Below are 21,546 nucleotides of genomic sequence, written 5' to 3' on the forward strand. Positions count from 1 at the left end.
TGAGGCCTATTGGCGCTGCGCCTCAAATACGAAGGGGTCCCCCTGATTCGGGAAGTGCAACAGGTACTGCGCCACCGGGTTTTTAGCATTGGGTACCCGGTAATCCACTTTCAGCCCGGTCGGATTGTTTTCCAGCTCCGCCCCCAGGTAGGCGTTATCCGGATAGCTGAACTGATTGCCGGGCGCCTTGCGAATGGCCGAGCAAGAAGCGAACAGTGGCGGTAAGGCGTACAAATGCTGACCGTGTACCAGCAACACTTGGGTGTATCGATCACCGTAGCCACTGCTGACGTACTGCATCTCCAGGCACGTTGAGGTGCCTTGGCGCCAGGCCGTGGCGGTCGCGAGGTTTTCCGGGTCGATGGGGTCACCGACGGGCCACTGCGGCGAGGCGAAGTTGACCGCATCGCGCAGTGGCCAACGTTGTTTGCCAATCGTCAGGGCTTCGCCATCGAAGACAATCTCGGGCGTGCCTTTGGGCGGTTCGAGATTCAGCCCGTCGGGAGCGCTCCATTGCGCATCTTCAAAACGTTCAAACACCGGGCGCATGGCGTTGACCCACAGGCAATGCCTTGGCGATTCCGAGCAGGGCATGGCGAGTTCGGTGCCGGGCCCTGCAAACAGGTTGTCGCCCAACGACTGATAGAAAGCACGGTAATCGGTGAACTGTACCGGAGCTGCCTGCGCCAGAAAGGGCAGGCCCGCACCGAGAAACAGGCTCAGACAACGGGTGACTTTTCTCATCGATGCCCCTTGGCGCCGGATGCCTTGATGTACTCCGGATTGGTGGTCCAGAAGATCGTTTTGCCGATGGCGGCAGTGGATTGGTATTTGTAGGTATAACGACCCCGCTCGCGGGTATTTACCATTGTGTTGGTCTTTTTGTTGAACTGCGTCCAATAGGTGATCTTCTCCGGCAACGTGACTTGCGCAACACCAAAGATGTTGTGCGAGGGGGAGCCGTAGTGGAACCCGGAAGAGTGTCGGGGGTTGGTCGACTTCTTGATATCGACACCATCCCACCAATACGCCCCGTTGGAGGGATCATTGCCACGCTGGGCGAGCGCGTCCCGTGCACTCTCTACCGCCGAGCGCATGTTCTGATCGGCATTGATGGCCGCGTCCGAAGCCGCCATCAATTGGTTGTAACGGACATTGTTGCCCTTCGTGGCGACGACGTAGCCGGCGCCGGCCTCCTTGAGCAGGCTGTCGACGTCGGCAAGCTGCCACGCGCGCATGCGGTTGGTCACCGTAAAGCAAATAGCGCGGACTTCCTGCGGGTTGTTGTCCGTCGAAGCTTCGCCGTATCCGATGGCCGCGAGCTTGCGCACCTGCGTTGTCAGGACTTCAGGCATTTTGTTTCTCCTTCACCGGCCACGATTCCAGTTCCAGCTCCATGTCGGAAGGGAATTCCGGCGTGCGCTCACCGGAACCCTCGGCCACGACTTCCCCGGCGGACATCACCTTGAAGTGGTGCGGCGCGGGTCCACCTTTGTCATCCTTGAATTCAAAGAACTGCACAATTTCCTCCGCCTCATCATCGGCACTGGCAACACTGGCAGCAGCCCCCGCACCGCCTGCCGCGGCACCCGCGGCTGCGGGGGAGGGCGGCTTGAGCATGGCCACATTGGCAATGCTCATCGCATCTTTCTGCAACAACTGCGTGGCGCCCTGAGCATCGGTCACTCCTTCGACCACTTCGCCATTGGACAGGGTGATTTTGTACGGCATGTTGGGCATCGCCGACGTCCCGTCAATCTGCTTGAGCATAAAGCGTCGCTGGGTATCGCCGACTTTGAATTTGGGCAGTTCCGCTTCCAGGCTAGTGGCGCCGAGCAGGCTGTGTTTGGCCGCTTTGACGATCAGGTTGCCGGGCATGCCCAGTTCGATATTGCCGCCCTTGATGGTGATGTAGGCCCCGCCACACATCAGAGTGATGTGCTCTTTGGCCGACACCAGCACATGCTGGTTGCTCGCGCTGACTTCCACACTCTGATCCGCTTCCAGGCGGATGTTGTTTTTCTGCGCCTGCAACAGCATCGGGCCCTGATGGGTGATCTGGCGCATTTCGCCGCTGTGGGCAAACATCCCCAGGTCGGTCCCGGCATTGAGCACAAACTTCTGCCCCGAGGTCTGTTGCTGATTCTGCTGGGCAATGGTGTCGATGTGCTCACCCGCCGCCACCGTGATGCTCTTGGGCGACGCCGCAGCAATACCGGCTTCACCGCTCACGGCAATCGCCGGATTGCCACCATTGCCCTTGCCCGATTCGTCATTCGCGCCGTTGCCCAGGTCGCGAACCGCATCGCTGAGCGTTTTCTGCGGCGCCTTGTCATGGCCTACACCCTGGTTGTCCTGGGCGTAATCGCCCAAGTCCTTGGCTAGCTTCAACGCCGCTTCCAGCACCTGTACGACAGAGGCGCGATTGAGGTGACCGCCGCTGGCGTTCATTTGCTCCTCGGTACTCAGCAGCAGGCCTTTGGCTGCTCGCAACGCGCCGTGTTCATCGGTGCGCAACTCAAAACCTTCGCCGCGCGGTTCACCGCCGCTCGGTCGTGGATGCGTCAGGTAACCCAGATGCAATGCGGTGCTGCCGTGATCACTCATTAACGCGGCACTGATCTGCTTGGTGGTGTCGTCAATGCGCAGTTCGTTGGCCCTAGTGCCCTTGTATTCCTTGCTTTTGATGGTGCTGAGAATCTTGTGATTGGGCAGTTGGTAAGGCGGCATGTTCGTCGCACGGTAGGTGCGGCCGGTGATGATCGGCTGATCGCAATCGCCGTCGAGGTAATCGACGATGACCTCCTGGCCAATGCGCGGGATCGCCATATGGCCCCAGTCCGCGCCCGCCCAGTTCTGCGCCACGCGCACCCAGCAGGAACTGAATTCGTTGTTCTTACCTTCTCTGTCCCATGGGAACTGGACCTTTACCCGGCCAAATTCATCCGTGTAAATTTCTTCTCCGTCCGGCCCGGTCACCGTCGCAATCTGTGGTCCGTCAACAATAGGTTTGGGGCGTGGCGGGGTACGCCATTCGGTTTCTTCGGAAACGATCTCGGCGACAAAGTCATAACTCACGCCGATATCGGCACCGGCGGACTCTTCTTCCTGACTGGCGTGCTGGATGCCCTTGTGAGTGATCCTCAGCGAGCGCCACCAGCGATTGAAATCTTCCCGGGGGTGGCCGGTGAGCTGGAAAGAGAAACCCGGGATGAGGCGCGGATCGTCGCCTTCGACAACGGCGATCCGCGCGTCGCCACGGTGCCCCAGCAAGCGATTCTGGGTGAAGGGTTTACCGGCAGCGGTGGCCTTGTAGCGGCCCGGATAGTCATAGCGTTCGTAGTTAGGCGTCTGATGTTGCAAGTCATCGCCGGCGAAGTTCTGCTGCTGGTCGAAGGTCGGGCGCTTGAAGGTGTAATCGCGTTGGGTCTGCTCGGCCGTGCGGACGTTCTCGGTGTAACTGAACGCATAGAGCACGGGTTGCGTGGCATCCGCTGCCGGTTCAGTGGTGTAGAGCACCGGAGCGCCTTGAATACGCTCCTGCACATAGAGTTTGTCGCCCTGGATCAGCGTGTGAGTGCTTTCATTGCATTTGAAGAAATAGAACAAGCCTTCTTCACTGGACAGCCGATCGAACAGGTACAAGTCGGTGTCGCCGACCTGCGTACAGTATTCGCGCGGCAAATGTTCGCTGTTGATGTGTTGCTGATAGTCGAGGATGCCGTGCTCGCTCAACACGGACTTGATGATGTCCGGCACGTTTTTCTGCTGAAAAATACGCCAGTTGGAACTCAAGGCCAGTCGGGCGAGTTGCGGTTCGACCACCGCCCGATAACGTGTCCGGCGGAAGCCGGTTTTACGTTGAGTGAAACTGGACACCAGCCCGTGAACATGACGCACAGCCGTGCCGCCTTGCCAGATCGTGAGCAATGAGGGCTGATCGAGCACCTTGCCAAAATCAATGTTCGGGTTGCGGCTGGCCAACTCGATCGTGAGTCGAAAAGGCTCACAGATGGCCTCCTCCAGCGTGAACTCTACGACCTCGAACTCCATCTGCCCTGACAACACAGCAAACGTGAACTTCAAATCCCTTTGACGCATTTAACTGTTCCTTGGTCAGGTGAGAAAGAGAGTCCGCACATCAACTCTGCAAGGCATAAATCGCATCGACCAGCAGAGCTGGCCGACGTTTGTAACGATCAGCCGCGATTAAGCGACTGGTTGACGCCAGTCATCGGAACCCGAAGTACCGGATACTTCGTGGGTCCAGGTGATTTTACGGTAGGTGAATTGCACTTCTTCCAGGTGCGTGAAGTGGGAGTTCGACGGATCCTGGCAGTTGTGCATTTTGTTGTTGATGGCGACGATGATCGCGTCTTCCAGTTTGGTGGTGTAGTAGTGCTCTTGGGTCCCTTGGGCCGAAGTGCGGTACCACTGGATAACGATTTCGCTCATGCGCTCGCCGGAAGTCAGAGCCGCTTGCAGCAGTGGCGAAGCCTTGTCGTAGACCTTGGTGATCACCACTGGCTTGTGCACGCGTTGGCCGGTTGGCTGACCGGATTGTGGGTCACGCGGGATGATCACATCGTGAGTGAAAGCCTGAACCATGACCTGGTCTTCGTGGCCTTCCTGAAAGGTGTTGCCAACCGAGTCGGCTGTGAAGGCGCCGGCAGTGATCAGACCTTGTTTTTCGCCAGTGACGGACATGTACGCGGGTGTTGCCATGGGAATGCTCTCCTTGCTCGAAAAAACACGTCAAACAGGCACGATTGCCTGCCCGTGTGTTTTGGGAGACATCAACTTCCATGCCAGCGATTCGATAGTCATTCCGGATCAATGATTTAAGCGAAACATCTCATCCAGACAGGCGACTCGGGCAAGGAAAAACCATGAAAAGTGCGCAAGAAGTTGCGCAGTACTGCGCAACTTCTTGCGCACTTGGCTGGAGGCCTTTGATTACAAGGGCTGTAGCGCTTTCAGAGGGCTTTTTTGAGAAACAACTGCGCAACTTCTTGCGCATAATGGCCTAATAGTGGCGTTGTAGATTTGGTTGGTATCTCTCATAGATGTGGACGTCCATCTCGTCAGTCTGTCGGCATAGAGACCGCCTATGAGCTGGATTGTTAAACCGTATTTCCTTAATCTTCGCCCCCTCGATACGCTGCACCCATTCTTTTACAGGACTGTCGAGCTCAAGCCTTCCCCAAGTGCTTTCAACAGTCCTTTTTTATTCCCGCCGGCAAACCGGCGTTCCGCGCCAGGTGTTTCGGGCCGGTTAACAGGAGCAGGTCATGTCTGAAGTCCGTCATTCGCGAGTGATTATTCTCGGTTCCGGCCCTGCCGGTTACAGCGCCGCGGTCTATGCCGCCCGTGCCAACCTCAAGCCGCTGCTGATCACCGGCATGCAGGCCGGCGGTCAACTGACCACCACTACTGAAGTCGACAACTGGCCGGGCGACGTCCATGGCCTGACCGGCCCGGCGCTGATGGAACGGATGAAAGAGCACGCCGAACGCTTTGAAACCGAGATCGTGTTCGATCACATCAATGCCGTGGACTTCGCTGCCAAGCCGTACACCCTGACTGGCGACAGCGCGACTTACACCTGTGACGCACTGATCATCGCCACCGGCGCTAGCGCTCGCTACCTGGGCCTGCCGTCGGAAGAAGCGTTCATGGGCAAAGGCGTTTCGGCCTGCGCAACCTGCGACGGTTTCTTCTATCGCAACAAGCCAGTGGCTGTGGTCGGTGGCGGTAACACCGCTGTCGAAGAAGCGCTGTACCTGGCCAACATCGCCAGCACGGTGACCCTGATCCACCGTCGCGAAACCTTCCGCGCCGAGAAGATCCTGATCGACAAGCTCAATGCCCGGGTTGCCGAAGGCAAGATCATCCTCAAGCTCAACTCGAACCTGGACGAAGTCCTGGGCGACAAGATGGGCGTGACCGGTGCTCGCCTGAAGAACAACGACGGCAGCTTCGACGAGCTGACAGTCGACGGCGTGTTCATCGCCATCGGCCACACACCGAACACCTCGTTGTTCGAAGGTCAGCTAACGTTGAAGGACGGCTACCTGGTCGTGCACGGCGGCCGTGAAGGCAACGCTACTGCGACCAACCTCGAAGGCATCTTCGCCGCCGGTGACGTCGCTGACCACGTTTACCGCCAAGCCATCACCTCGGCTGGCGCTGGCTGCATGGCGGCACTGGACGCTGAGCGTTACCTCGATGATCTGCAGAACGCCAAGTTCTGAGAACGTTGAAATAAAAAAAACCGGCCTCGGCCGGTTTTTTTGTGCCCACGATTTCACCGGCGATAAAGCTCAAATGCGGGAGCGGGCTTGCTCGCGAAAGCGGTCTCACATTCAGCACATGAGTCAACGGATAGACCGCATTCGCGAGCAGGCTCGCTCCCACTGGGGATTGTGGTTGGTTCTGTGATCAGCGGCGATTCAGCGGTTGCTGCGAGAACTTCACGCCGGCCAGACCATGGGCAATCAACGCGCGGATATTGCCGTGATCGCTGCCTTCAGGTGTCGCCACTACCGAACGGTAATGTTCGCCAAACGCCAACAGCGCTTCTTCATCGCTCAAGCCTTCCAGCAGCGCCAGGCCCAGGGTCTTGCACGAACCTTCGTTTTGCCCGGCGGCGTTTTCCACGCCACCATTGTTGAAGGCCTGTGGTTGATAGTCGTAACCGGCGGCAATGAATGCCAGGGTGTCGGCGAAAACGTGTTCGCCGCTGTTGAGGCTGGCGCGCAGGGTGTTCAAATCACTCATTGGGTTTTCCTTTGGCGAACGCCGCTTGTTGTTCGGCGCTGGCTTCTTGCTGGTATTGGGCTTTCCATTCAGCGTACGGCATGCCGTAGACCACTTCGCGGGCGTCGTCGAGGCTGACCTCTATCTGGCGTTCGTCGGCAGCGGCCTTGTACCACTTGGACAGGCAGTTGCGGCAGAAACCCGAGAGGTTCATCAGGTCGATGTTCTGCACGTCTTTGCGGCTGTCCAGGTGGGCGACCAGTCGGCGGAAGGCGGCGGCTTCAAGTTCCAGGCGTTGTTGATCGTTCATGGCGGGCTCTTCGAGACAGCTTCAAGCGGCGAGCTTCAAGCTGCAAGTTTGGATTGTGGGTGGCTGTAGCTTAACGCTTGCGGCTCGAAGCTTGAAGCTTAGCGGCTCGCCGCGAGGGTGATCGACACCGACTCGGCAAAACGCAGGGCGTGGGGTTTGTCGACTTCGACTTCGGCGTATAGCACTGATTCGTTGGCCATGACCAGGTCCAGCAATTCCTGGGTCAGGCGTTCGAGCAGGGCAAAGCGATTGCCCTCCACATGGGCGATGATCGCCTTGGTGATGGTGCGGTAGTTCAACGCGTGATCGATGTCGTTGTCGCGCACCGCTTCTTGCGCCGCGTACAGGATGGTCAGGTTGATCAGCACATCCTGCTTGTTGAGGATTTCGTCCTCGTTGATCCCGATAAAGGTGCGCAGGCACAGGTCCTTGACCCGGATGCGCGCCATTCCTGGTTGAAGTTGTGGCATTGCTACTTGCTCCGTCCAATCAATTGCAGGAACTCCTGGCGGGTGTTGCTCGACTCGCGGAAGGCGCCGAGCATCACCGAGGTGTTCATGGTCGAATTCTGTTTCTCGACACCGCGCATCATCATGCACATGTGCTTGGCCTCGATCACCACGGCGACACCAGCGGCGTCGGTGACTTGCTGTACCGCGTCGGCGATCTGCCGGGTGAGGTTTTCCTGAATTTGCAGGCGCCGGGCGAACATGTCCACCAGGCGTGCAATCTTCGACAGGCCCAACACCTTGCCGGTCGGAATATAAGCTACATGCGCCTTGCCGATGAAGGGCAGCATGTGGTGCTCGCACAACGAATAGAGCTCGATGTCGGCAACGATGATCATCTCGTCGGTGTCCGACGAAAACAGCGCACCGTTGACGATCTCTTCGACACTTTGCTCGTAGCCGTGACACAGGTACTGCATGGCCTTGGCCGCACGCACCGGGGTGTCTAGCAGTCCTTCGCGGTCAGGGTTTTCACCGAGACCGATGAGAACCTCGCGATAGCTCTCGGACAGGGCGTTTTGGGGCAGGGATAACGTCATGAAATATCCTCGCGGGGCGGCTTACTTGACGTGCCGTCCGCCGTTGACGGTCAGGGTCGTGCCGGTGACATAAGGGTTGTCGAGCAGATAGCGCAGGCTCTGGTAAATCACTTCGCTGCCGGGTTCGATGCCCAGCGCGGACTTGGCCAGGGCCTTTGCGCGGTACGCCGCGTCGTCGTCGGGATTGAACAATAGCAGGGCTGGCGCGATGCCGTTGACCTTGATCGTTGGCGCATATTTCGCGGCGAACGACAGGGTCAGGCTGTCGAGCCCGGCTTTGCTGGCGCAGTAGCCGATGTGCTGGCTGCTGCCCTTGCGGGTCACGTCGTCGCTGATGTGCACGATGTCGGCGGGGCTCGAGCGTTCGAGCAAGTCGACGCAGTGCAGGTTGATCAGGTAGGGCGCGAGCATGTGCACAGTGAACATTTGGGTAAATGCCTGTGCGTCGGTGTCCGGTGTTTCGGCCAGCCATTCGGAGGCGTTATGGACTATCGCCCGCAGGCTGTCGGTGTGGGTTTTGAGTTCGGTGATGAACGCGAGGATGCCGGCTTCGCTGGAGAAATCCGCGAACACCGCCGTCGCCCCCAGATCGCGCAATGTTTGTACGCCGGGGCGTTCGCTGCGGTAGCTGAAGATCACTCGCTGGCCGTCTTCGAGCAAACGCTGCGCACAGTGCAGGCCGACACGCTGGCCGGCACCGGTGATGAGGATAGGGGCTGCGGAAGAGGTCATGAATGGCTCGCGTCGCGGTTAGAGCAAAACTATACCAGCGACGAAGCGTGAGGTGGTTTTTGTAGGAGCGAGGCTTGCCCGCGAAGGCGGTGTGTCAGGCAACATTGATGTCGACTGTTTCACCGCCTTCGCGGGCAAGCCTCGCTCCTACAGAGATCAGCGGTTTTGGGTGGTGGGGGCGGCGGGCAACGGCCGCGTCGGTGTGGTGTGCAGCCAGTTCGCCAACAGATGGGTCGACAACGGAATAAAGAAATAAACCATCAAGGGCGTCAGGCACAGGGTGCTGATGAACACCCGAGGCAACAGGCTCATTTCGCCGAGCAACGGCCCCAGCACAAAATTGAACAACAGCGAGACCGGGAAGAATGCCAGCCAGATCGCCACAGCCTGTTTCCAGCGTGGCGGGCGTTGACCAACCGCGCCGAACCAGCCTTCGATGCCACTGACCCGATGTTCTGTCGGGTGGGCGAACAAGTCGCTGCCGCGTCCCAGCCAGGCGGTACGCGAAGCGGAGTGCTCCCAGGCGTGCAGGGTCTGCTCGTCGGCGAAGCGGAAGATAATCTGGAATTCGTTATCATCGGGCGGCGGAGCGAGCACGCCAGACCCGAGATAGCCGGGGAAGTCGGTGGCCAGCTGTTCGCCTTCACGCAACCAGGCGATCAGGTCCTGATAACGTCCATCGGCAACGCGGCGCGCCACCATCAGCGTGACGGGTGAGGTAGACATTGTGTATCTCCGTAAGGCAATCGCGTCGCTCCGGGTAGGAGTTTCGCCAGACGCAACGCCGGGGTGGTGGGCTGCGTCTTTGAACAAGCAAGGATTATTCCCGAATATGAAAATTACGCCAGTGGCATTCGTCGTCCATCAATATCTTGTGTGTTATCCATCAATGTCTTGAATGATTGCGGGAGATAGGCGCTAGAATGGGATCCAACTTGCCCGTGGACGATCACCCCCCAAATGCCTGTCCTGACTGACGTTGTCCACGGCTTGTTGCCAGCTGCCTCCCTCGAGCGGGAAGAACTTTTTCCGATTCGAGAAGTGTCACGCCTGACCGGTATCAACCCGGTCACTTTGCGGGCATGGGAACGTCGTTACGGTCTGATTCAACCCACGCGCACCGAAAGTGGGCATCGACTGTATTCAATGGTCGATATCGAGACGGTTCGCAGCATTCTCGGCTGGATCGAGCGCGGTGTGGCGGTGAGCAAGGTCGGCAAGATCCTGGCAAAGACCGAACCGTTCAAAGCGCTCTCGCACATCATTCCCAATGAACTGGTGCTGGCGGATTATGCTCAATGGCAGCAGCAGGTTCAGACCGCTGTCAGTGCCTTTGACGATCTCCAGCTGGAACGGGTCTATGGGCAGATTTTTTCCAGCTACTCACTGCCTGTGGTGTTCCAGGACATTCTGATGCCGCTCTGGAAGCTGCTGTTGCAGCGACAGGATATGTTCGGCCAGACCAGCGAGTGGTTATTCTTCGATGCATTCTTGCGATCACGGGTGTCGCAGCGCTTGTTGCTGATACGTGATACATCGCCGCGCCGGGTCGTTATCAGCGCCCTGCCCGGTCAGTGCCGTGAATTTGAACTGCTGGTGGCAGCGCTGTTTCTGAGTGGGGCCGATTCAGGCGTGAGTGTGCTCACGATCGGCCAGCCATTCGATGAACTGACGCTGGTCTGCGAAAGAATCAAACCCGAGGCGCTTGTGCTGTTTTCCAATCACGCGCCTTCACCGGAGCTGCCGAGGCGCCTGAACCGCTTGGCCATGAGCCTGGATTGTCAGCTGATGCTTGCCGGTGATGCGTCTGACCTGGCGCAGGAAAGCCTGGCCGGATCATCGATTGGTTGTCTGGGTAACGAGGGTTTGTTGATGCGTCAGCGCCTGAAGCAGTTCCTGGCGGGCAACCTGGATACTTGAAATTCAGACGTGCAGGGCAGGATGGGTCAGACGATGTTGCTGAAGAATGAACTGACGCAGACGTTCGGTTTCGTCCTTGTCGCTCTGGCTGAGCTGATAAGCGAAGAAGCCTTGCTCGGTTTCCCGTTCGAATGTGCCGCGCAACGCGATTCGCTCATAGCCTGACGGGCTGAACCACAACGCGAAATGCTTCGGTGGCTTGGTTTTGTTGCGAACTTCCAGCAAAACCCCTTTGAACGACACTTCGTGGACCCACATCGTGCCGGGCTGCCCCTTGGCATTCTCCAGCGCAACCGGTTCCTCAAGTGTCAGGCGCCACGGTCGCACCATTGGCCCATCTTCAAAAATGCTCGGCACGCCCAGGCGCAAATGCAACGCGTGAAACTCGTCCTCGACCAGGTGCAGCGGGAAGGTCATTTGCTGATTTTCAAAGTTGGCCTGGATGGTGACTTGCTCATGGGCTGCCAGGCGAGTGAGCAGGTCACGGATCTGCGATCCACCGTTGACGAGCAGGCTCGACGTTGCATCCCGCACATTGAGTTGCGGGTTGTGCTGCATGGTCTGGATAAAATCCAGCTCATCCTGGGTCAGGAGTGCGTCGCGTTGCATGGCTTGCTCGAAAGAAATAGTTACAAAGTCATTGGTGATTGTAGTTAATGACACTTAGTTCGCTGGTTTGTTTGCGCCGTTCGTCGCTTTGAGTGCAGCCAGTTCAGTCTGCAATTCAGCCACTTGCGCCTCTAGTTGCGTAACCCGCTGCTGTGCCTTGACCTGAGCGGTCACGTCTTTTTGTACACCGACAAAATACGTTTGTCCGTCGCTTTCGTTTCTAACCGTCGAAAGGGACAGTTCGTTCCAGAACGGCTTGCCGTCCTTGCGGTAGTTACGCAGCACCTCCCGACACGAGCCGCCGCTGTCCAGGGCCTTACGAATCAACCCCAGCGCTTCTTGATCCCGATCCCCGGCTTGCAGGAAGCGGCAGTCCTGATAGAGGATTTCTTCGCTGGTGTAACCGGTCAGGCGTTCGAACGCCGGGTTGACGTAAATCAGGATGTTATCCAGCTCGCCTTCCTTTTCGGCAATCACGATGCCGTCATTGGAAGCATTGATCACCATTTGCAGCAGTTGAGCGTTGATCATCAGAGAATCCTTTCTGAGTTGATTAAGCGCTGCATTCTAGAAGAACAATAAGGGCTGTCTACTGGCCATCAGCACTTATTGAGAGGCAATCGCAGGTTTTTTGCCGGTGCTGTTAATATCGCCAGTCTTTTTCCCGCTTCAGGATCAGATTGATGAAAGTCGCCATCCTTTCCGGCTCGGTGTACGGCACGGCTGAAGAAGTCGCCCGGCACGCTGCGAATATTTTGAAAGCCGCCGGTTTCGAGACCTGGCACAACCCGCGCGCCAGCCTTGCCGATGTTCAGGCGTTCGGCCCTGAAGCCTTTCTGGCCGTGACCTCGACCACGGGCATGGGCGAATTGCCGGACAACCTGCAACCGTTGTACTCGATGATTCGCGACCAGTTGCCTGCCGCCTGGCGTGGTTTGCCGGGGGCCGTGATTGGCCTGGGCGATGCGAGCTATGGCGACACCTTCTGCGGTGGTGGTGAGCAGATGCGCGAATTGTTCGGCGAACTGGGTCTGCGCGAGGTCCTGCCGATGTTGCGCCTGGATGCCAGCGAAAGTGTTACCCCGGAAAGCGACGCCGAGCCTTGGCTGGCCGAGCTGGTCAGTGCTCTGCGGGGCTGACCGGATGCTCGCGCAATAGTGCGAGCCAGGCTTGGGCGGCTTTTGACAGGTACGCGCCCTGGCGCCAGATAAAGGCAATGTCCCAACGCAGATACGCCGGCGCGTTCAAGGTCAGGCGCACCACGCCTGGCCGCACCAGCCCGCGCGCCACCACGCGGGGCAACAGCACTACGCCTTGCCCGGCGGCCACCAGCGCCGCGAGAAAATCCGCCTGACCGCTGCGTCCACCTTCCTTGGGCGTAAATCCCAGCTGTTGGCAGGCCTGAAGCAATCGGTCGTTGAGCACAAAACTGCGCTGGTACAGCAGGAACGGCGTGTCGGCCAATTCCTCCAGACCAATCACTGTCTTCGTCGCCAATGGATGATCGGCCGGCAACAGGGCGTCCAGCGGTTCGTCGCAGAACGGCTGAAAAGCGAATTGAGGATCCTTCGTCAGCAGGCTGCCACCCAGTTCCAGTTCTCCACTTAATACGGCTTGCTCTATGTTCAGGCTGCCGCCTTCGAGCAATTGAATGCTGATGTTCGGGTAGCGCCGCCGGTACTCGGCGAACAGTCCTGCGAACAACGCGTCACTGCCCAGCAGTGGCAAACCCAGACGCAACTCCCCACGGGCCAGTTGGCTCAAATCGTCCAGCTCGCTGAGCAATTCATTGCGCAACCGCAGCATGCCTTCGGCCCGTTGTAACACCACGCTGCCGGCGGCGGTCAGTCGCAACTGCGAGCCCAGGCGTTCGAGCAGCGGGGTACCCAGGCTTTGCTCAAGTTGTGCGACCTGCTTGCTCACCGCCGATTGACTGATGTGCAAGGTCTTGGCGGCTTGGGTGAATCCGCCTTGATGCATCACTTCGATGAAGCTGCGTAGCTGTTTGAATTCCATGGGCCTGATTCCATATTGGAATGGCTTTGAGTCTAACAATTCGCTTCGGGGATAGCAGCCCGCTCCGTAAAATGAGCGCCTGTGAGGACCGAAACCATGAACGCATCAATCCTGAACTCTCCAACGCTGAGAAAGCTTTCCCGACTGGTCGCTGAATTAGCCGTGCTGCTGGCGATCTACCTGCTCGGCTGCCAGTTGGCCGCGTGGTTTGCCTGGCCGATTCCGGGCGGGGTGATCGGCATGGCGTTGTTGTTGCTGGCGTTCGCGTTCGGTTGGGTGAAACCTGCCGCGTTGCAGATGGGGGCCGGGTTGTTGATGGCCGAGATGCTGCTGTTCTTTATTCCTGCGCTGATGAGTCTGCTCGATTACGGCGGCCTGCTGCGCGACGACGGCTGGCGGATTCTGTTGGTGATCGGCGTCAGCACGTTGATGGTGATGCTGGTGACGGCGTTTACTGTGGAATTGGTCGTGCGGTTGAGGAGGTCCCATGAAGCTTGAACTGATGCCGATGTTCTGGCTGGCGTTCACCTTGCTGGCCTATTTGTTCAGTCGCTGGATCTATCGGCGCACCGGTCGATACTTGCTGTCGCCGCTGATTCTGGTCCCGGCCTTGCTGCTGGCGCTCGCCGTGCCGCTGCATACGGCCTACGCTGAATATTCAAGTAACACCCATTGGCTGATGGCGGTGCTGGGGCCGGTCACCGTGGCCTTCGCGGTGCCGATCTGGCAGCAGCGGCAGATGCTGGCGCGGCATTGGTCGGCGTTGCTGCTGGGGATGCTGGCGGGCAGCGCGGCGTCCATCGGCAGTTCATTCGGTCTGGCCAAGGCGTTGGCGCTGGACAGCTCAGTGACGATGTCGCTGGTGCCCCGTTCGATTACCACCCCCTTTGCCATGCCGTTGGCCCACGACCTCGGGGGCGTACCGGAATTGACGGCGGTGTTTGTGATGTTCACTGGTGTGTTCGGGGCGATGCTCGGCGGCATCCTGCTCAAGTGGTTACCGTTGCGCAGTGCCTTGGCGCGAGGCGCATTGTTTGGTGTCGGTGCTCACGGTGCCGGGGTCAGCCGGGCCCATGAAGTGGGCGGTGAAGAAGGCTCGGTGGCGGGGCTGGTCATGGTTCTGACTGGGTTGCTGAATCTGTTCGCAGCACCCTTGTTGGCGTCGGTGCTTTGACATGGATCCAAGCCCGGTGCCGCACTGACTCGCTAGGCCATCAAGCTGGCTGCTAATGCAACTACACGAAGTCCGGGGGCTGACTAGACTGCTGACACGTCAGTAAAACAATAAAAAAAGAGAGGTCCTTGCCGTGAGTGTGACCCACGTTCAATCGCCCCACAGTGTCAAAGACCAGGTCAGTGCCGCCGAGTGGCAGACCCGCGTCGATCTGGCCGCCTGTTATCGCCTGGTAGCCCTGCATGGCTGGGATGATCTGATCTTTACGCACATCTCGGCGAAGGTGCCGGGTACCGAAGACTTCCTGATCAACCCGTTCGGTTTGATGTTTCACGAAATCACCGCGTCAAGCCTGGTCAAGGTCGATCAGGCCGGCAACAAGCTGATGGACAGCCCTTACGAGATCAACCCGGCGGGCTACACCATCCACAGCGCCGTGCATGAAGTGCGTCACGACGTCGTCTGCGTGCTGCATACCCACACCGCTGCGGGTGTTGCGGTATCGGCGCAGAAACAAGGCGTCCTGCCGATCAGCCAGCAATCGTTGTTCGTCCTGTCCAGCCTGGCTTATCACGCCTACGAAGGTGTTGCGCTGAACCACGAAGAGAAGGCGCGGCTGCAAGCCGACCTCGGCAAAAACAATTTCCTGATGCTGCACAACCACGGTCTGCTGACCTGTGGCGGCACCATCGCTGACACCTTCTTGATGATGTTCACCTTCCAGCGTGCCTGCGATATCCAGGTGCTGGCGCAAAACGGTGGCGCCGAGTTGATCGCCATCGAACCGCAGATTCTGGCAGGCGCCAAGGCGATGATCGCTGGCGTCACCAAAAGTGCTCAAGGGATGGGCGGCGCACTGGCCTGGCCAGCGCTGCTGCGCAAACTCGATCAACAAGCCCCGGGTTATAAACTCTAATGCCACTCGCCGAGATTCCCCTGTGTGTCTGGCGCAAACGCGGCCAGACGTTTGTCTTCCGTGGCCAGGCCATCCGCTACTGGACGGCCGGGCAGGGTGAGCCGCTGTTGCTGATCCATGGCTTCCCGACCGCCAGTTGGGACTGGCATTACCTGTGGCAGCCGCTTGCACAGCGCTATCGGGTGATTGCCTGCGACATGCTCGGCTTCGGCGATTCGGCCAAACCGGTGAATCACGACTACAGCCTGCTGGAGCAAGCCGATTTGCAACAGGCCTTGCTGACGCATCTGAACATCGAGCAGCCGGTGCACCTATTGGCCCACGATTACGGCGACAGCGTGGCCCAGGAACTGCTGGCCCGGCATCACGAGGCCCGGGTGAACATCGCCAGTTGCGTGTTCCTCAATGGCGGCCTGTTCCCCGAAACCCATCGCCCGGTACTGATGCAAAAGCTCTTGCTCAGCCCGTTGGGCTGGATGATCGGCCGCGCCTTTACCCGCGATGGCCTGGTGAAAAGTTTCCGGCAGATTTTCGGTCCCCAGACCCGGCCCACTGAAAGCGAAATGGATGATTTCTGGAGCCTGATCGACAGCAATCACGGGCCGCGGGTCATGCATAAACTCATTGGTTACATTCCGCAGCGACGGGTTCAACGGGAACGCTGGGTGAGCGCCATGCAGCGCGGCGACGTGCCGTTGCGGGTGATCGATGGCGAGGTCGATCCGATTTCCGGAGCACACATGGTCGCGCGCTATCGCGAGCTGATCCCCGACCCCGACACGGTGCTGCTCAACGGTATCGGCCACTACCCCCAGACCGAGGCACCGGTGCAGGTGCTCAAGCACTATCTGGCGTTCCGCGACCGGCTGGTTTCAGCGCCGCTGAAGCGGGCGTGTTCCTGAAAAGATCGCAGCTTTCGGCGGCGCCCACAGGCGCGTAGGAGCTGCCGAAGGCTGCGATCTTTTCAACATTCACCTCATCATCCCCCTGCCTTATCGCACACCATTCAGCCCCCTCGTCTTGATTGTGACCCGCCGCCCGGTGCCTGACACTCGAGGTTATCGTCCCCTGGCCTGCTGGAGTTCCCCATGAATGAGTCTGTGCGCTTCGAAGATAAAGTCGTGATCATCACCGGCGCCGGTGGCGGCCTCGGTCGGGCGCATGCGCTGCTGTTCGCCAAACAGGGCGCCAAAGTGCTGGTCAACGACCTCGGCGGCTCGACTCAGGGTGAAGGTGCCAACGCATCGGCAGCGGACCGTGTGGTCGCTGAAATTCGCGAGGCGGGCGGCACGGCCGAGGCCAACCACGACTCCGTCACCGACGGCGACAAACTGGTGCAAAACGCCCTCGACGTGTTTGGCCGCGTCGACGTGGTGGTCAACAACGCTGGCATCCTGCGGGACAAGACCTTCCACAAAATGGACGACGCCGACTGGGACCTGGTTTACCGCGTCCACGTCGAAGGCGCCTACAAAGTCACCCGCGCTGCCTGGCCGCATATGCGTGAGCAGAATTACGGTCGAGTGATTTTCACGGCTTCGACGTCAGGCATCTACGGCAACTTCGGCCAGTCCAACTACGGCATGGCCAAACTCGGCCTCTACGGCCTGACCCGCACCCTGGCCATCGAAGGCCGCAAGAACAACATCCTGGTCAACGCCATCGCGCCAACCGGCGGCACCCGCATGACCGAAGGCCTGATCCCGCCACAAGTGTTCGAACAACTCAAACCGGAACTGGTCAGCCCGTTGGTGGTGTACCTGGCCAGCGAGAATTGTCAGGAAACATCGGGACTGTTTGAAGTGGGTGGCGGCTGGATGGGCAAGGTGCGTTGGGAACGCAGTTTGGGCGCCGGGTTTGATCCGCGGGTGGGGTTCTCGCCGGAAGATGTGGCGGCGCATTGGCAGCAGATTTGTGATTTCGAAGGGGCGGCGCATCCGAAGGATAATATTGAGGCGTTGAAGGAAATGATGGGGAATTTGCAAAAATATGCCCTCTAAGTAAAAGGGCCATCAATCTTGGGATTGATGGCCCAATTTTTTAGGAATATCTGTTTTCTGTCATGAATCTTGGAGCTTTCCAGTTTGGCCCTTTGATTGCTACAGGCCCTTTGCCGTCGGCCAATAGCTCGACGGTGCTCATTGCTGGCCTCCTTTCAGAAGTTTTTTATAAAAAACTGCCTCCTGCTTATCTGCTGCTGCAATTTCGCTTCGTGAACGGCTCGGTACGAAGCCGCCCAAGCCTGCATAGCAATCCCTCGCGCATTGACTGAGCTATCGATGCTCTTCGCTTTTTGAAAATAAGCATCAAAGTCTTTATTGAGTGGGCTGTCTCCAAAGAACTGGTTGGACAGTACAGTTCACGCAGGACGGAGCAGTGACTTTTCCCGAGGCATAAAAAAGGCCGCTGCAAACGCAGCGGCCAAAGTAAGACGTTTGATCAAGGAGCAATAAATCAACGTCAGTGAACACGGGGTGATGAGTCGAAGAACGCTTCAATCCATCTGAGATCTTCGCGAATGACGTGGGCTGATCACAGGCCTTCGCTTCGTGCTTTGCGCCGGTTTCCCGTGAAAGCCCGGCAAGAATAAGGCCTTGAGCCCAAAGGAAAAATAGCGAATCCGGACATGCACTGTTACGGGGCATGTAACAGTCAAGATGGCTCGCTGAGCACCATGCGCTGCACTGATGATCCGCCATCCAGCTGACGCATGGCCCGCGCAAAGCCCCGTCCAGTGCGGGCATTCATCCTTTCGAGCGACAACGCGAATACCTCCTTGGTGCGCTTATCGTCCTGTGTCGGCGGCAGTAGGGTGAGGCCTTCTGTCACTCACCGGGGAAGACGCATGACAACAAAAACAATGCGCGCCATCTTCACACCGCAGGCGCTGACTGCCGCGGTGGCTCTGGGTTGCTGTGCCCAGGCGCACGCGGTTTCGTTCAACATCGGCGAAATCGAAGGCACGTTCGACTCCTCGCTGTCGGTCGGTGCGAGTTGGGGGATGCGCGATGCCGACAAGTCGCTGGTCGGCACGGTCAACGGTGGTACCGGGCAATCCTCGACCGGTGATGACGGGCGCTTGAATTTCAAGAAGGGCGAGACCTTCTCGAAAATCTTCAAAGGCATTCACGACCTTGAGCTGAAGTACGGCGACACCGGGGTGTTCGTGCGTGGCAAGTATTGGTACGACTTCGAACTCAAGGACGAAGACCGCGAGTTCAAGCAGATCAGCGACAGCGGCCGCAAGGAGGGCGCCAAGTCTTCCGGCGCGCAGATTCTCGACGCATTCGTCTATCACAATTACTCCATCGCCGACCTGCCGGGCACCGTGCGTGCCGGTAAACAAGTGGTGAGCTGGGGCGAAAGTACCTTCATCGGCAACTCGATCAACAGCATCAATCCGATCGACGTCTCGGCGTTTCGCCGGCCCGGCGCGGAGATCAAGGAAGGCCTGATTCCGGTGAACATGTTGTTCGGTTCCCAGAGCCTCACCGACAAGCTGTCGGTGGAAGGTTTCTATCAACTGGAATGGGACCAGACCGTTCTCGACAACTGTGGCACGTTCTTCGGCGTCGACGTCGCGGCCGACGGTTGCAACAACAATTACACCGTCGGCAGCCCGGCGATTGCGCCGTTTGTACCGCTGACCCAGGCCTTTGGCCAAGGCATTGAAGTGACCCGTGAAGGCGTCGTGGTACCTCGCGGTGGTGACCGCGATGCGCGCGACTCCGGGCAGTGGGGCACGGCGCTGCGCTGGCTCGGCGACGACACCGAATACGGCCTCTATTTCATGAACTACCACAGTCGCACGCCAACCGTGGGCACCACCACTGCCGGGCTTTCGACGCTGGCGGCATTGCCGGGGATGGTCGGCATTGCCAACGGTCTGGCGCCAGGCAGCGGCGCGGGGCTGGCGCAGAGCGTGATGCTCGGGCGCGGCCAGTATTACCTCGAATACCCGGAAGACATTCGCCTGTACGGCGCGAGTTTCTCCACCACGCTGCCCACCGGCACCGCGTGGACTGGCGAGATCAGCTACCGGCCCAATGCTCCGGTGCAGGTCAACACCAACGACCTGACGCTGGCGCTGCTCAACCCGATTGCCGGCGGCGCAGCGTCGCCACTGTCGACCGCGCCGGGTGCGGACAACAAAGGCTATCGCCGTAAAGAAGTGACGCAAGTGCAGAGCACGCTGACGCACTTCTTCGATCAAGTCCTGGGCGCCGAGCGACTGACCGTGGTCGGTGAAGCCGCGGTGGTTCACGTCGGCGGTCTGGAGCCGCGCAGTCAGCTGCGTTATGGCCGTGACTCGGTATACGGCCAGTACGGTTTTGGGGGCGACACCGATGGTTTTGTCACCTCGACGTCCTGGGGCTACCGCGCCCGGGCGATCCTCGATTACGCCAACGTGATTGGCGGGGTCAACTTCAAACCCAACCTGTCGTGGTCGCATGACGTCGCCGGTTACGGGCCCAACGGCCTGTTCAACGAAGGCGCGAAAGCGATCAGCGTTGGCGTCGATGCCGATTACCGCAACACCTATACCGCGAGCCTCAGTTACACCGACTTTTTCGGTGGCGACTACAACGTCCTCGAAGACCGTGACTTCGTCGCTCTGAGCTTCGGCGTGAACTTCTGATCTGCCCGAGAAGGATGAATGCAATGCGCAAAATGATTCTGCAATGCGGTGTGCTGGCCCTGAGTCTGCTGGCGGCCAACGTAATGGCCGCGGTGTCGCCGGATGAGGCAAACAAACTCGGCACCAGCCTTACGCCGCTCGGCGCCGAGAAGGCCGGCAACGCCGATGGCTCGATTCCAGCGTGGACCGGCGGCATCCCGAAAAACGCCGGGGCGGTCGACAGCAAAGGCTTCCTCGCCGATCCGTTCGCCAATGAAAAGCCGCTGTTCACCATCACCGCGGCCAACGTCGACAAGTACAAGGACAAGCTCTCGGAGGGCCAGGTGGCGATGTTCAAGCGCTACCCGGAAACCTACAAGATTCCGGTCTACCCGACTCATCGAACCGTCGCCGTGCCAGCGGAAATCTACGAGTCGGCCAAGCGCAGCGCCCTCAACGTGACCACGATCAACGATGGTAACGGCCTGGCCAATTTCACCGGCAATCGCTACTACGCGTTCCCGATCCCCAAGAATGGCGTTGAAGTGTTGTGGAACCACATCACCCGTTATCACGGCGGTAACGTCAAACGGATCATCACTCAGGTCACACCGCAGACCAACGGCAGCTACACGCCGATCCGCTTCGAAGAAGAGATCGCCGTGCCGCAACTGATGAAGGATCTTGACCCGCAACAGGCTGCCAACGTGCTGACCTTCTTCAAGCAGTCGGTGACCGCGCCAGCACGACTGGCCGGTAACGTGCTGCTGGTTCACGAAACCCTCGACCAGGTGAAGGAACCACGTCTGGCGTGGATCTACAACGCCGGTCAGCGCCGCGTACGTCGGGCACCGCAAGTGGCCTATGACGGCCCGGGCACGGCGGCCGATGGCCTGCGCACCTCGGACAACTTCGACATGTTCTCCGGGGCTCCGGATCGCTACGACTGGAAACTGGTCGGCAAGAAGGAAATGTACATTCCCTACAACAGCTACAAACTCGACTCGCCGAAGCTCAAGTACGACGACATCATCAAGGCCGGGCACATCAATCAGGATCTGACGCGCTACGAACTGCATCGCGTCTGGGAAGTGATCGGCACGGTCAAACCGAGCGAGCGGCACATCTACGCCAAGCGCCACATGTACATCGACGAAGACAGCTGGCAGGTGGCACTGGTCGACCATTACGACGGTCGCGGGCAACTGTGGCGCGTCGCCGAAGGTCACGCGCAGTATTACTACGATCATCAGGCACAGGCCTACACCCTCGAAGCGCTCTACGACATCATTGCCGGTCGCTACATTGCGTTGGGGATGAAGAACGAAGAGAAGCACAGCTTCGAGTTCGGCTTTGAAGCCAAGGCGGCCGACTACACCCCATCGGCCTTGCGCGCCGAGGGCGTGCGGTAACGGTCTGGATTCATTGGCGAAACACAAGGCGA

Annotated in this window: 23 protein-coding genes; 10 read left to right on the top strand and 13 right to left on the bottom strand. The window is 58.9% G+C overall.

Annotated features, from left to right (window positions below; all coding sequences use genetic code 11):
* Positions 1-6: 6 nt before the first annotated feature.
* The 4 genes from JFT87_RS09370 to JFT87_RS09385 all read right to left on the bottom strand — a co-directional run bounded on the left by JFT87_RS09370 (position 7) and on the right by JFT87_RS09385 (position 4,725).
* Complete coding sequence (locus JFT87_RS09370; RefSeq protein ID WP_201200637.1) at positions 7-744, bottom strand: hypothetical protein; 738 nt, start codon at positions 742-744, stop codon at positions 7-9.
* Positions 741-1,355 carry a hypothetical protein gene (locus JFT87_RS09375; protein WP_201200639.1) on the bottom strand — a complete coding sequence of 205 codons (615 nt, stop codon included), beginning with the start codon at positions 1,353-1,355 and terminating at the stop codon, positions 741-743. The genes JFT87_RS09370 and JFT87_RS09375 overlap by 4 nt, the downstream gene beginning before the upstream one ends.
* On the bottom strand, positions 1,348-4,101 hold the full coding sequence (locus tag JFT87_RS09380; RefSeq protein ID WP_201200643.1) for a type VI secretion system Vgr family protein: 2,754 nt from the start codon (positions 4,099-4,101) through the stop codon (positions 1,348-1,350). The genes JFT87_RS09375 and JFT87_RS09380 overlap by 8 nt, the downstream gene beginning before the upstream one ends.
* Before the next feature lie 108 nt (positions 4,102-4,209).
* On the bottom strand, positions 4,210-4,725 hold the full coding sequence (locus tag JFT87_RS09385; RefSeq protein ID WP_201200647.1) for an Hcp family type VI secretion system effector: 516 nt from the start codon (positions 4,723-4,725) through the stop codon (positions 4,210-4,212).
* A 566-nt stretch (positions 4,726-5,291) separates the two neighbouring features.
* Here JFT87_RS09385 and trxB point away from each other — a divergent pair.
* Positions 5,292-6,254, top strand: a complete 963-nt coding sequence (trxB, locus tag JFT87_RS09390; RefSeq protein WP_201200649.1) for a thioredoxin-disulfide reductase — start codon at positions 5,292-5,294, stop codon at positions 6,252-6,254.
* Positions 6,255-6,441: 187 nt separating this feature from the next.
* Here trxB and JFT87_RS09395 read toward each other — a convergent pair whose 3' ends face one another.
* From JFT87_RS09395 to JFT87_RS09420, 6 genes are all read right to left on the bottom strand, one after another.
* The gene (locus JFT87_RS09395) at positions 6,442-6,780 is read right to left on the bottom strand and encodes a HopJ type III effector protein (protein WP_201195763.1); all 339 of its coding nucleotides are present in this window, start codon (positions 6,778-6,780) and stop codon (positions 6,442-6,444) included.
* The gene (locus tag JFT87_RS09400; protein WP_017336573.1) at positions 6,773-7,069 is read right to left on the bottom strand and encodes a DUF1244 domain-containing protein; all 297 of its coding nucleotides are present in this window, start codon (positions 7,067-7,069) and stop codon (positions 6,773-6,775) included. The genes JFT87_RS09395 and JFT87_RS09400 overlap by 8 nt, the downstream gene beginning before the upstream one ends.
* A gap of 98 nt (positions 7,070-7,167) precedes the next feature.
* On the bottom strand, positions 7,168-7,539 hold the full coding sequence (gene folX, locus JFT87_RS09405) for a dihydroneopterin triphosphate 2'-epimerase (protein ID WP_201195761.1): 372 nt from the start codon (positions 7,537-7,539) through the stop codon (positions 7,168-7,170).
* A gap of 2 nt (positions 7,540-7,541) precedes the next feature.
* Positions 7,542-8,117: a GTP cyclohydrolase I FolE gene (gene folE / locus JFT87_RS09410; RefSeq protein WP_201200651.1), complete on the bottom strand. Its 576-nt coding sequence runs from the start codon at positions 8,115-8,117 to the stop codon at positions 7,542-7,544.
* A gap of 21 nt (positions 8,118-8,138) precedes the next feature.
* A complete protein-coding gene (gene folM / locus JFT87_RS09415) occupies positions 8,139-8,849 on the bottom strand; it encodes a dihydromonapterin reductase (RefSeq protein ID WP_201200653.1) in 711 nt (236 codons plus the stop codon).
* Between the two features lie 156 nt (positions 8,850-9,005).
* Complete coding sequence (locus JFT87_RS09420; protein ID WP_201200655.1) at positions 9,006-9,575, bottom strand: antibiotic biosynthesis monooxygenase; 570 nt, start codon at positions 9,573-9,575, stop codon at positions 9,006-9,008.
* A 234-nt stretch (positions 9,576-9,809) separates the two neighbouring features.
* On the opposite strand from JFT87_RS09420, the gene JFT87_RS09425 reads away from it, so the two are divergent.
* Entirely contained in the window at positions 9,810-10,769 is a 960-nt protein-coding gene (locus JFT87_RS09425) for a MerR family transcriptional regulator (protein WP_201200657.1), read from the top strand.
* Positions 10,770-10,772: 3 nt separating this feature from the next.
* Here the strand turns inward: JFT87_RS09425 and JFT87_RS09430 are convergent, their stop codons facing one another.
* Positions 10,773-11,378 (bottom strand): hypothetical protein, encoded by a 606-nt coding sequence (locus tag JFT87_RS09430; protein WP_054616118.1) that lies wholly within the window; start codon positions 11,376-11,378, stop codon positions 10,773-10,775.
* 54 nt (positions 11,379-11,432) lie between these two features.
* Positions 11,433-11,909 carry a PAS domain-containing protein gene (locus JFT87_RS09435; RefSeq protein WP_201200659.1) on the bottom strand — a complete coding sequence of 159 codons (477 nt, stop codon included), beginning with the start codon at positions 11,907-11,909 and terminating at the stop codon, positions 11,433-11,435.
* A 152-nt stretch (positions 11,910-12,061) separates the two neighbouring features.
* On the opposite strand from JFT87_RS09435, the gene JFT87_RS09440 reads away from it, so the two are divergent.
* Positions 12,062-12,517, top strand: coding sequence for a flavodoxin (locus tag JFT87_RS09440; protein WP_201200661.1), 456 nt, complete (start codon positions 12,062-12,064; stop codon positions 12,515-12,517).
* Here the strand turns inward: JFT87_RS09440 and JFT87_RS09445 are convergent.
* Positions 12,498-13,394, bottom strand: a complete 897-nt coding sequence (locus tag JFT87_RS09445; RefSeq protein WP_201200662.1) for a LysR family transcriptional regulator — start codon at positions 13,392-13,394, stop codon at positions 12,498-12,500. The two genes, JFT87_RS09440 and JFT87_RS09445, sit on opposite strands and share 20 nt — an antisense overlap.
* Positions 13,395-13,490: 96 nt before the next feature.
* Between JFT87_RS09445 and JFT87_RS09450 the strand changes: the two genes are divergently transcribed.
* The 7 genes from JFT87_RS09450 (at position 13,491) to JFT87_RS09480 (ending at position 21,514) form a co-directional block, all read left to right on the top strand.
* The gene (locus JFT87_RS09450; RefSeq protein ID WP_416195308.1) at positions 13,491-13,892 is read left to right on the top strand and encodes a CidA/LrgA family protein; all 402 of its coding nucleotides are present in this window, start codon (positions 13,491-13,493) and stop codon (positions 13,890-13,892) included.
* Positions 13,882-14,568, top strand: a complete 687-nt coding sequence (locus JFT87_RS09455; protein ID WP_201200663.1) for an LrgB family protein — start codon at positions 13,882-13,884, stop codon at positions 14,566-14,568. Before JFT87_RS09450 ends, JFT87_RS09455 begins: the two co-directional genes overlap by 11 nt.
* Before the next feature lie 139 nt (positions 14,569-14,707).
* Positions 14,708-15,484 carry a class II aldolase/adducin family protein gene (locus JFT87_RS09460; protein ID WP_201205137.1) on the top strand — a complete coding sequence of 259 codons (777 nt, stop codon included), beginning with the start codon at positions 14,708-14,710 and terminating at the stop codon, positions 15,482-15,484.
* Entirely contained in the window at positions 15,484-16,386 is a 903-nt protein-coding gene (locus JFT87_RS09465) for an alpha/beta fold hydrolase (RefSeq protein WP_201200666.1), read from the top strand. The genes JFT87_RS09460 and JFT87_RS09465 overlap by 1 nt, the downstream gene beginning before the upstream one ends.
* A 186-nt stretch (positions 16,387-16,572) precedes the next feature.
* Positions 16,573-17,484 carry an SDR family oxidoreductase gene (locus tag JFT87_RS09470; protein ID WP_201200667.1) on the top strand — a complete coding sequence of 304 codons (912 nt, stop codon included), beginning with the start codon at positions 16,573-16,575 and terminating at the stop codon, positions 17,482-17,484.
* Between the two features lie 845 nt (positions 17,485-18,329).
* Positions 18,330-20,123: a DUF1302 domain-containing protein gene (locus JFT87_RS09475; RefSeq protein WP_201200669.1), complete on the top strand. Its 1,794-nt coding sequence runs from the start codon at positions 18,330-18,332 to the stop codon at positions 20,121-20,123.
* 23 nt (positions 20,124-20,146) lie between these two features.
* Positions 20,147-21,514 (top strand): DUF1329 domain-containing protein, encoded by a 1,368-nt coding sequence (locus JFT87_RS09480; protein WP_201200671.1) that lies wholly within the window; start codon positions 20,147-20,149, stop codon positions 21,512-21,514.
* The last annotated feature ends 32 nt before the right edge of the window (positions 21,515-21,546 follow it).

The organism is Pseudomonas sp. TH15, from assembly GCF_016651105.1.
Classification (GTDB): Bacteria; Pseudomonadota; Gammaproteobacteria; order Pseudomonadales; family Pseudomonadaceae; genus Aquipseudomonas.

Bases quoted from the DNA above. Each gene is read 5' to 3' on its own strand.
- JFT87_RS09435 (WP_201200659.1), bottom strand. From the start codon at position 11,909: ATGATCAACGCTCAACTGCTGCAAATGGTGATCAATGCTTCCAATGAC.
- JFT87_RS09375 (WP_201200639.1), bottom strand. From the start codon at position 1,355: ATGCCTGAAGTCCTGACAACGCAGGTGCGCAAGCTCGCGGCCATCGGA.
- folE (WP_201200651.1), bottom strand. From the start codon at position 8,117: ATGACGTTATCCCTGCCCCAAAACGCCCTGTCCGAGAGCTATCGCGAG.
- JFT87_RS09480 (WP_201200671.1), top strand. From the start codon at position 20,147: ATGCGCAAAATGATTCTGCAATGCGGTGTGCTGGCCCTGAGTCTGCTG.
- JFT87_RS09475 (WP_201200669.1), top strand. From the start codon at position 18,330: ATGACAACAAAAACAATGCGCGCCATCTTCACACCGCAGGCGCTGACT.
- JFT87_RS09380 (WP_201200643.1), bottom strand. From the start codon at position 4,101: ATGCGTCAAAGGGATTTGAAGTTCACGTTTGCTGTGTTGTCAGGGCAG.
- JFT87_RS09470 (WP_201200667.1), top strand. From the start codon at position 16,573: ATGAATGAGTCTGTGCGCTTCGAAGATAAAGTCGTGATCATCACCGGC.
- JFT87_RS09370 (WP_201200637.1), bottom strand. From the start codon at position 744: ATGAGAAAAGTCACCCGTTGTCTGAGCCTGTTTCTCGGTGCGGGCCTG.
- folM (WP_201200653.1), bottom strand. From the start codon at position 8,849: ATGACCTCTTCCGCAGCCCCTATCCTCATCACCGGTGCCGGCCAGCGT.
- JFT87_RS09450 (WP_416195308.1), top strand. From the start codon at position 13,491: ATGAACGCATCAATCCTGAACTCTCCAACGCTGAGAAAGCTTTCCCGA.
- JFT87_RS09420 (WP_201200655.1), bottom strand. From the start codon at position 9,575: ATGTCTACCTCACCCGTCACGCTGATGGTGGCGCGCCGCGTTGCCGAT.
- JFT87_RS09430 (WP_054616118.1), bottom strand. From the start codon at position 11,378: ATGCAACGCGACGCACTCCTGACCCAGGATGAGCTGGATTTTATCCAG.
- JFT87_RS09395 (WP_201195763.1), bottom strand. From the start codon at position 6,780: ATGAGTGATTTGAACACCCTGCGCGCCAGCCTCAACAGCGGCGAACAC.
- JFT87_RS09445 (WP_201200662.1), bottom strand. From the start codon at position 13,394: ATGGAATTCAAACAGCTACGCAGCTTCATCGAAGTGATGCATCAAGGC.
- folX (WP_201195761.1), bottom strand. From the start codon at position 7,539: ATGCCACAACTTCAACCAGGAATGGCGCGCATCCGGGTCAAGGACCTG.
- trxB (WP_201200649.1), top strand. From the start codon at position 5,292: ATGTCTGAAGTCCGTCATTCGCGAGTGATTATTCTCGGTTCCGGCCCT.
- JFT87_RS09440 (WP_201200661.1), top strand. From the start codon at position 12,062: ATGAAAGTCGCCATCCTTTCCGGCTCGGTGTACGGCACGGCTGAAGAA.
- JFT87_RS09385 (WP_201200647.1), bottom strand. From the start codon at position 4,725: ATGGCAACACCCGCGTACATGTCCGTCACTGGCGAAAAACAAGGTCTG.
- JFT87_RS09425 (WP_201200657.1), top strand. From the start codon at position 9,810: ATGCCTGTCCTGACTGACGTTGTCCACGGCTTGTTGCCAGCTGCCTCC.
- JFT87_RS09455 (WP_201200663.1), top strand. From the start codon at position 13,882: ATGAAGCTTGAACTGATGCCGATGTTCTGGCTGGCGTTCACCTTGCTG.
- JFT87_RS09465 (WP_201200666.1), top strand. From the start codon at position 15,484: ATGCCACTCGCCGAGATTCCCCTGTGTGTCTGGCGCAAACGCGGCCAG.
- JFT87_RS09400 (WP_017336573.1), bottom strand. From the start codon at position 7,069: ATGAACGATCAACAACGCCTGGAACTTGAAGCCGCCGCCTTCCGCCGA.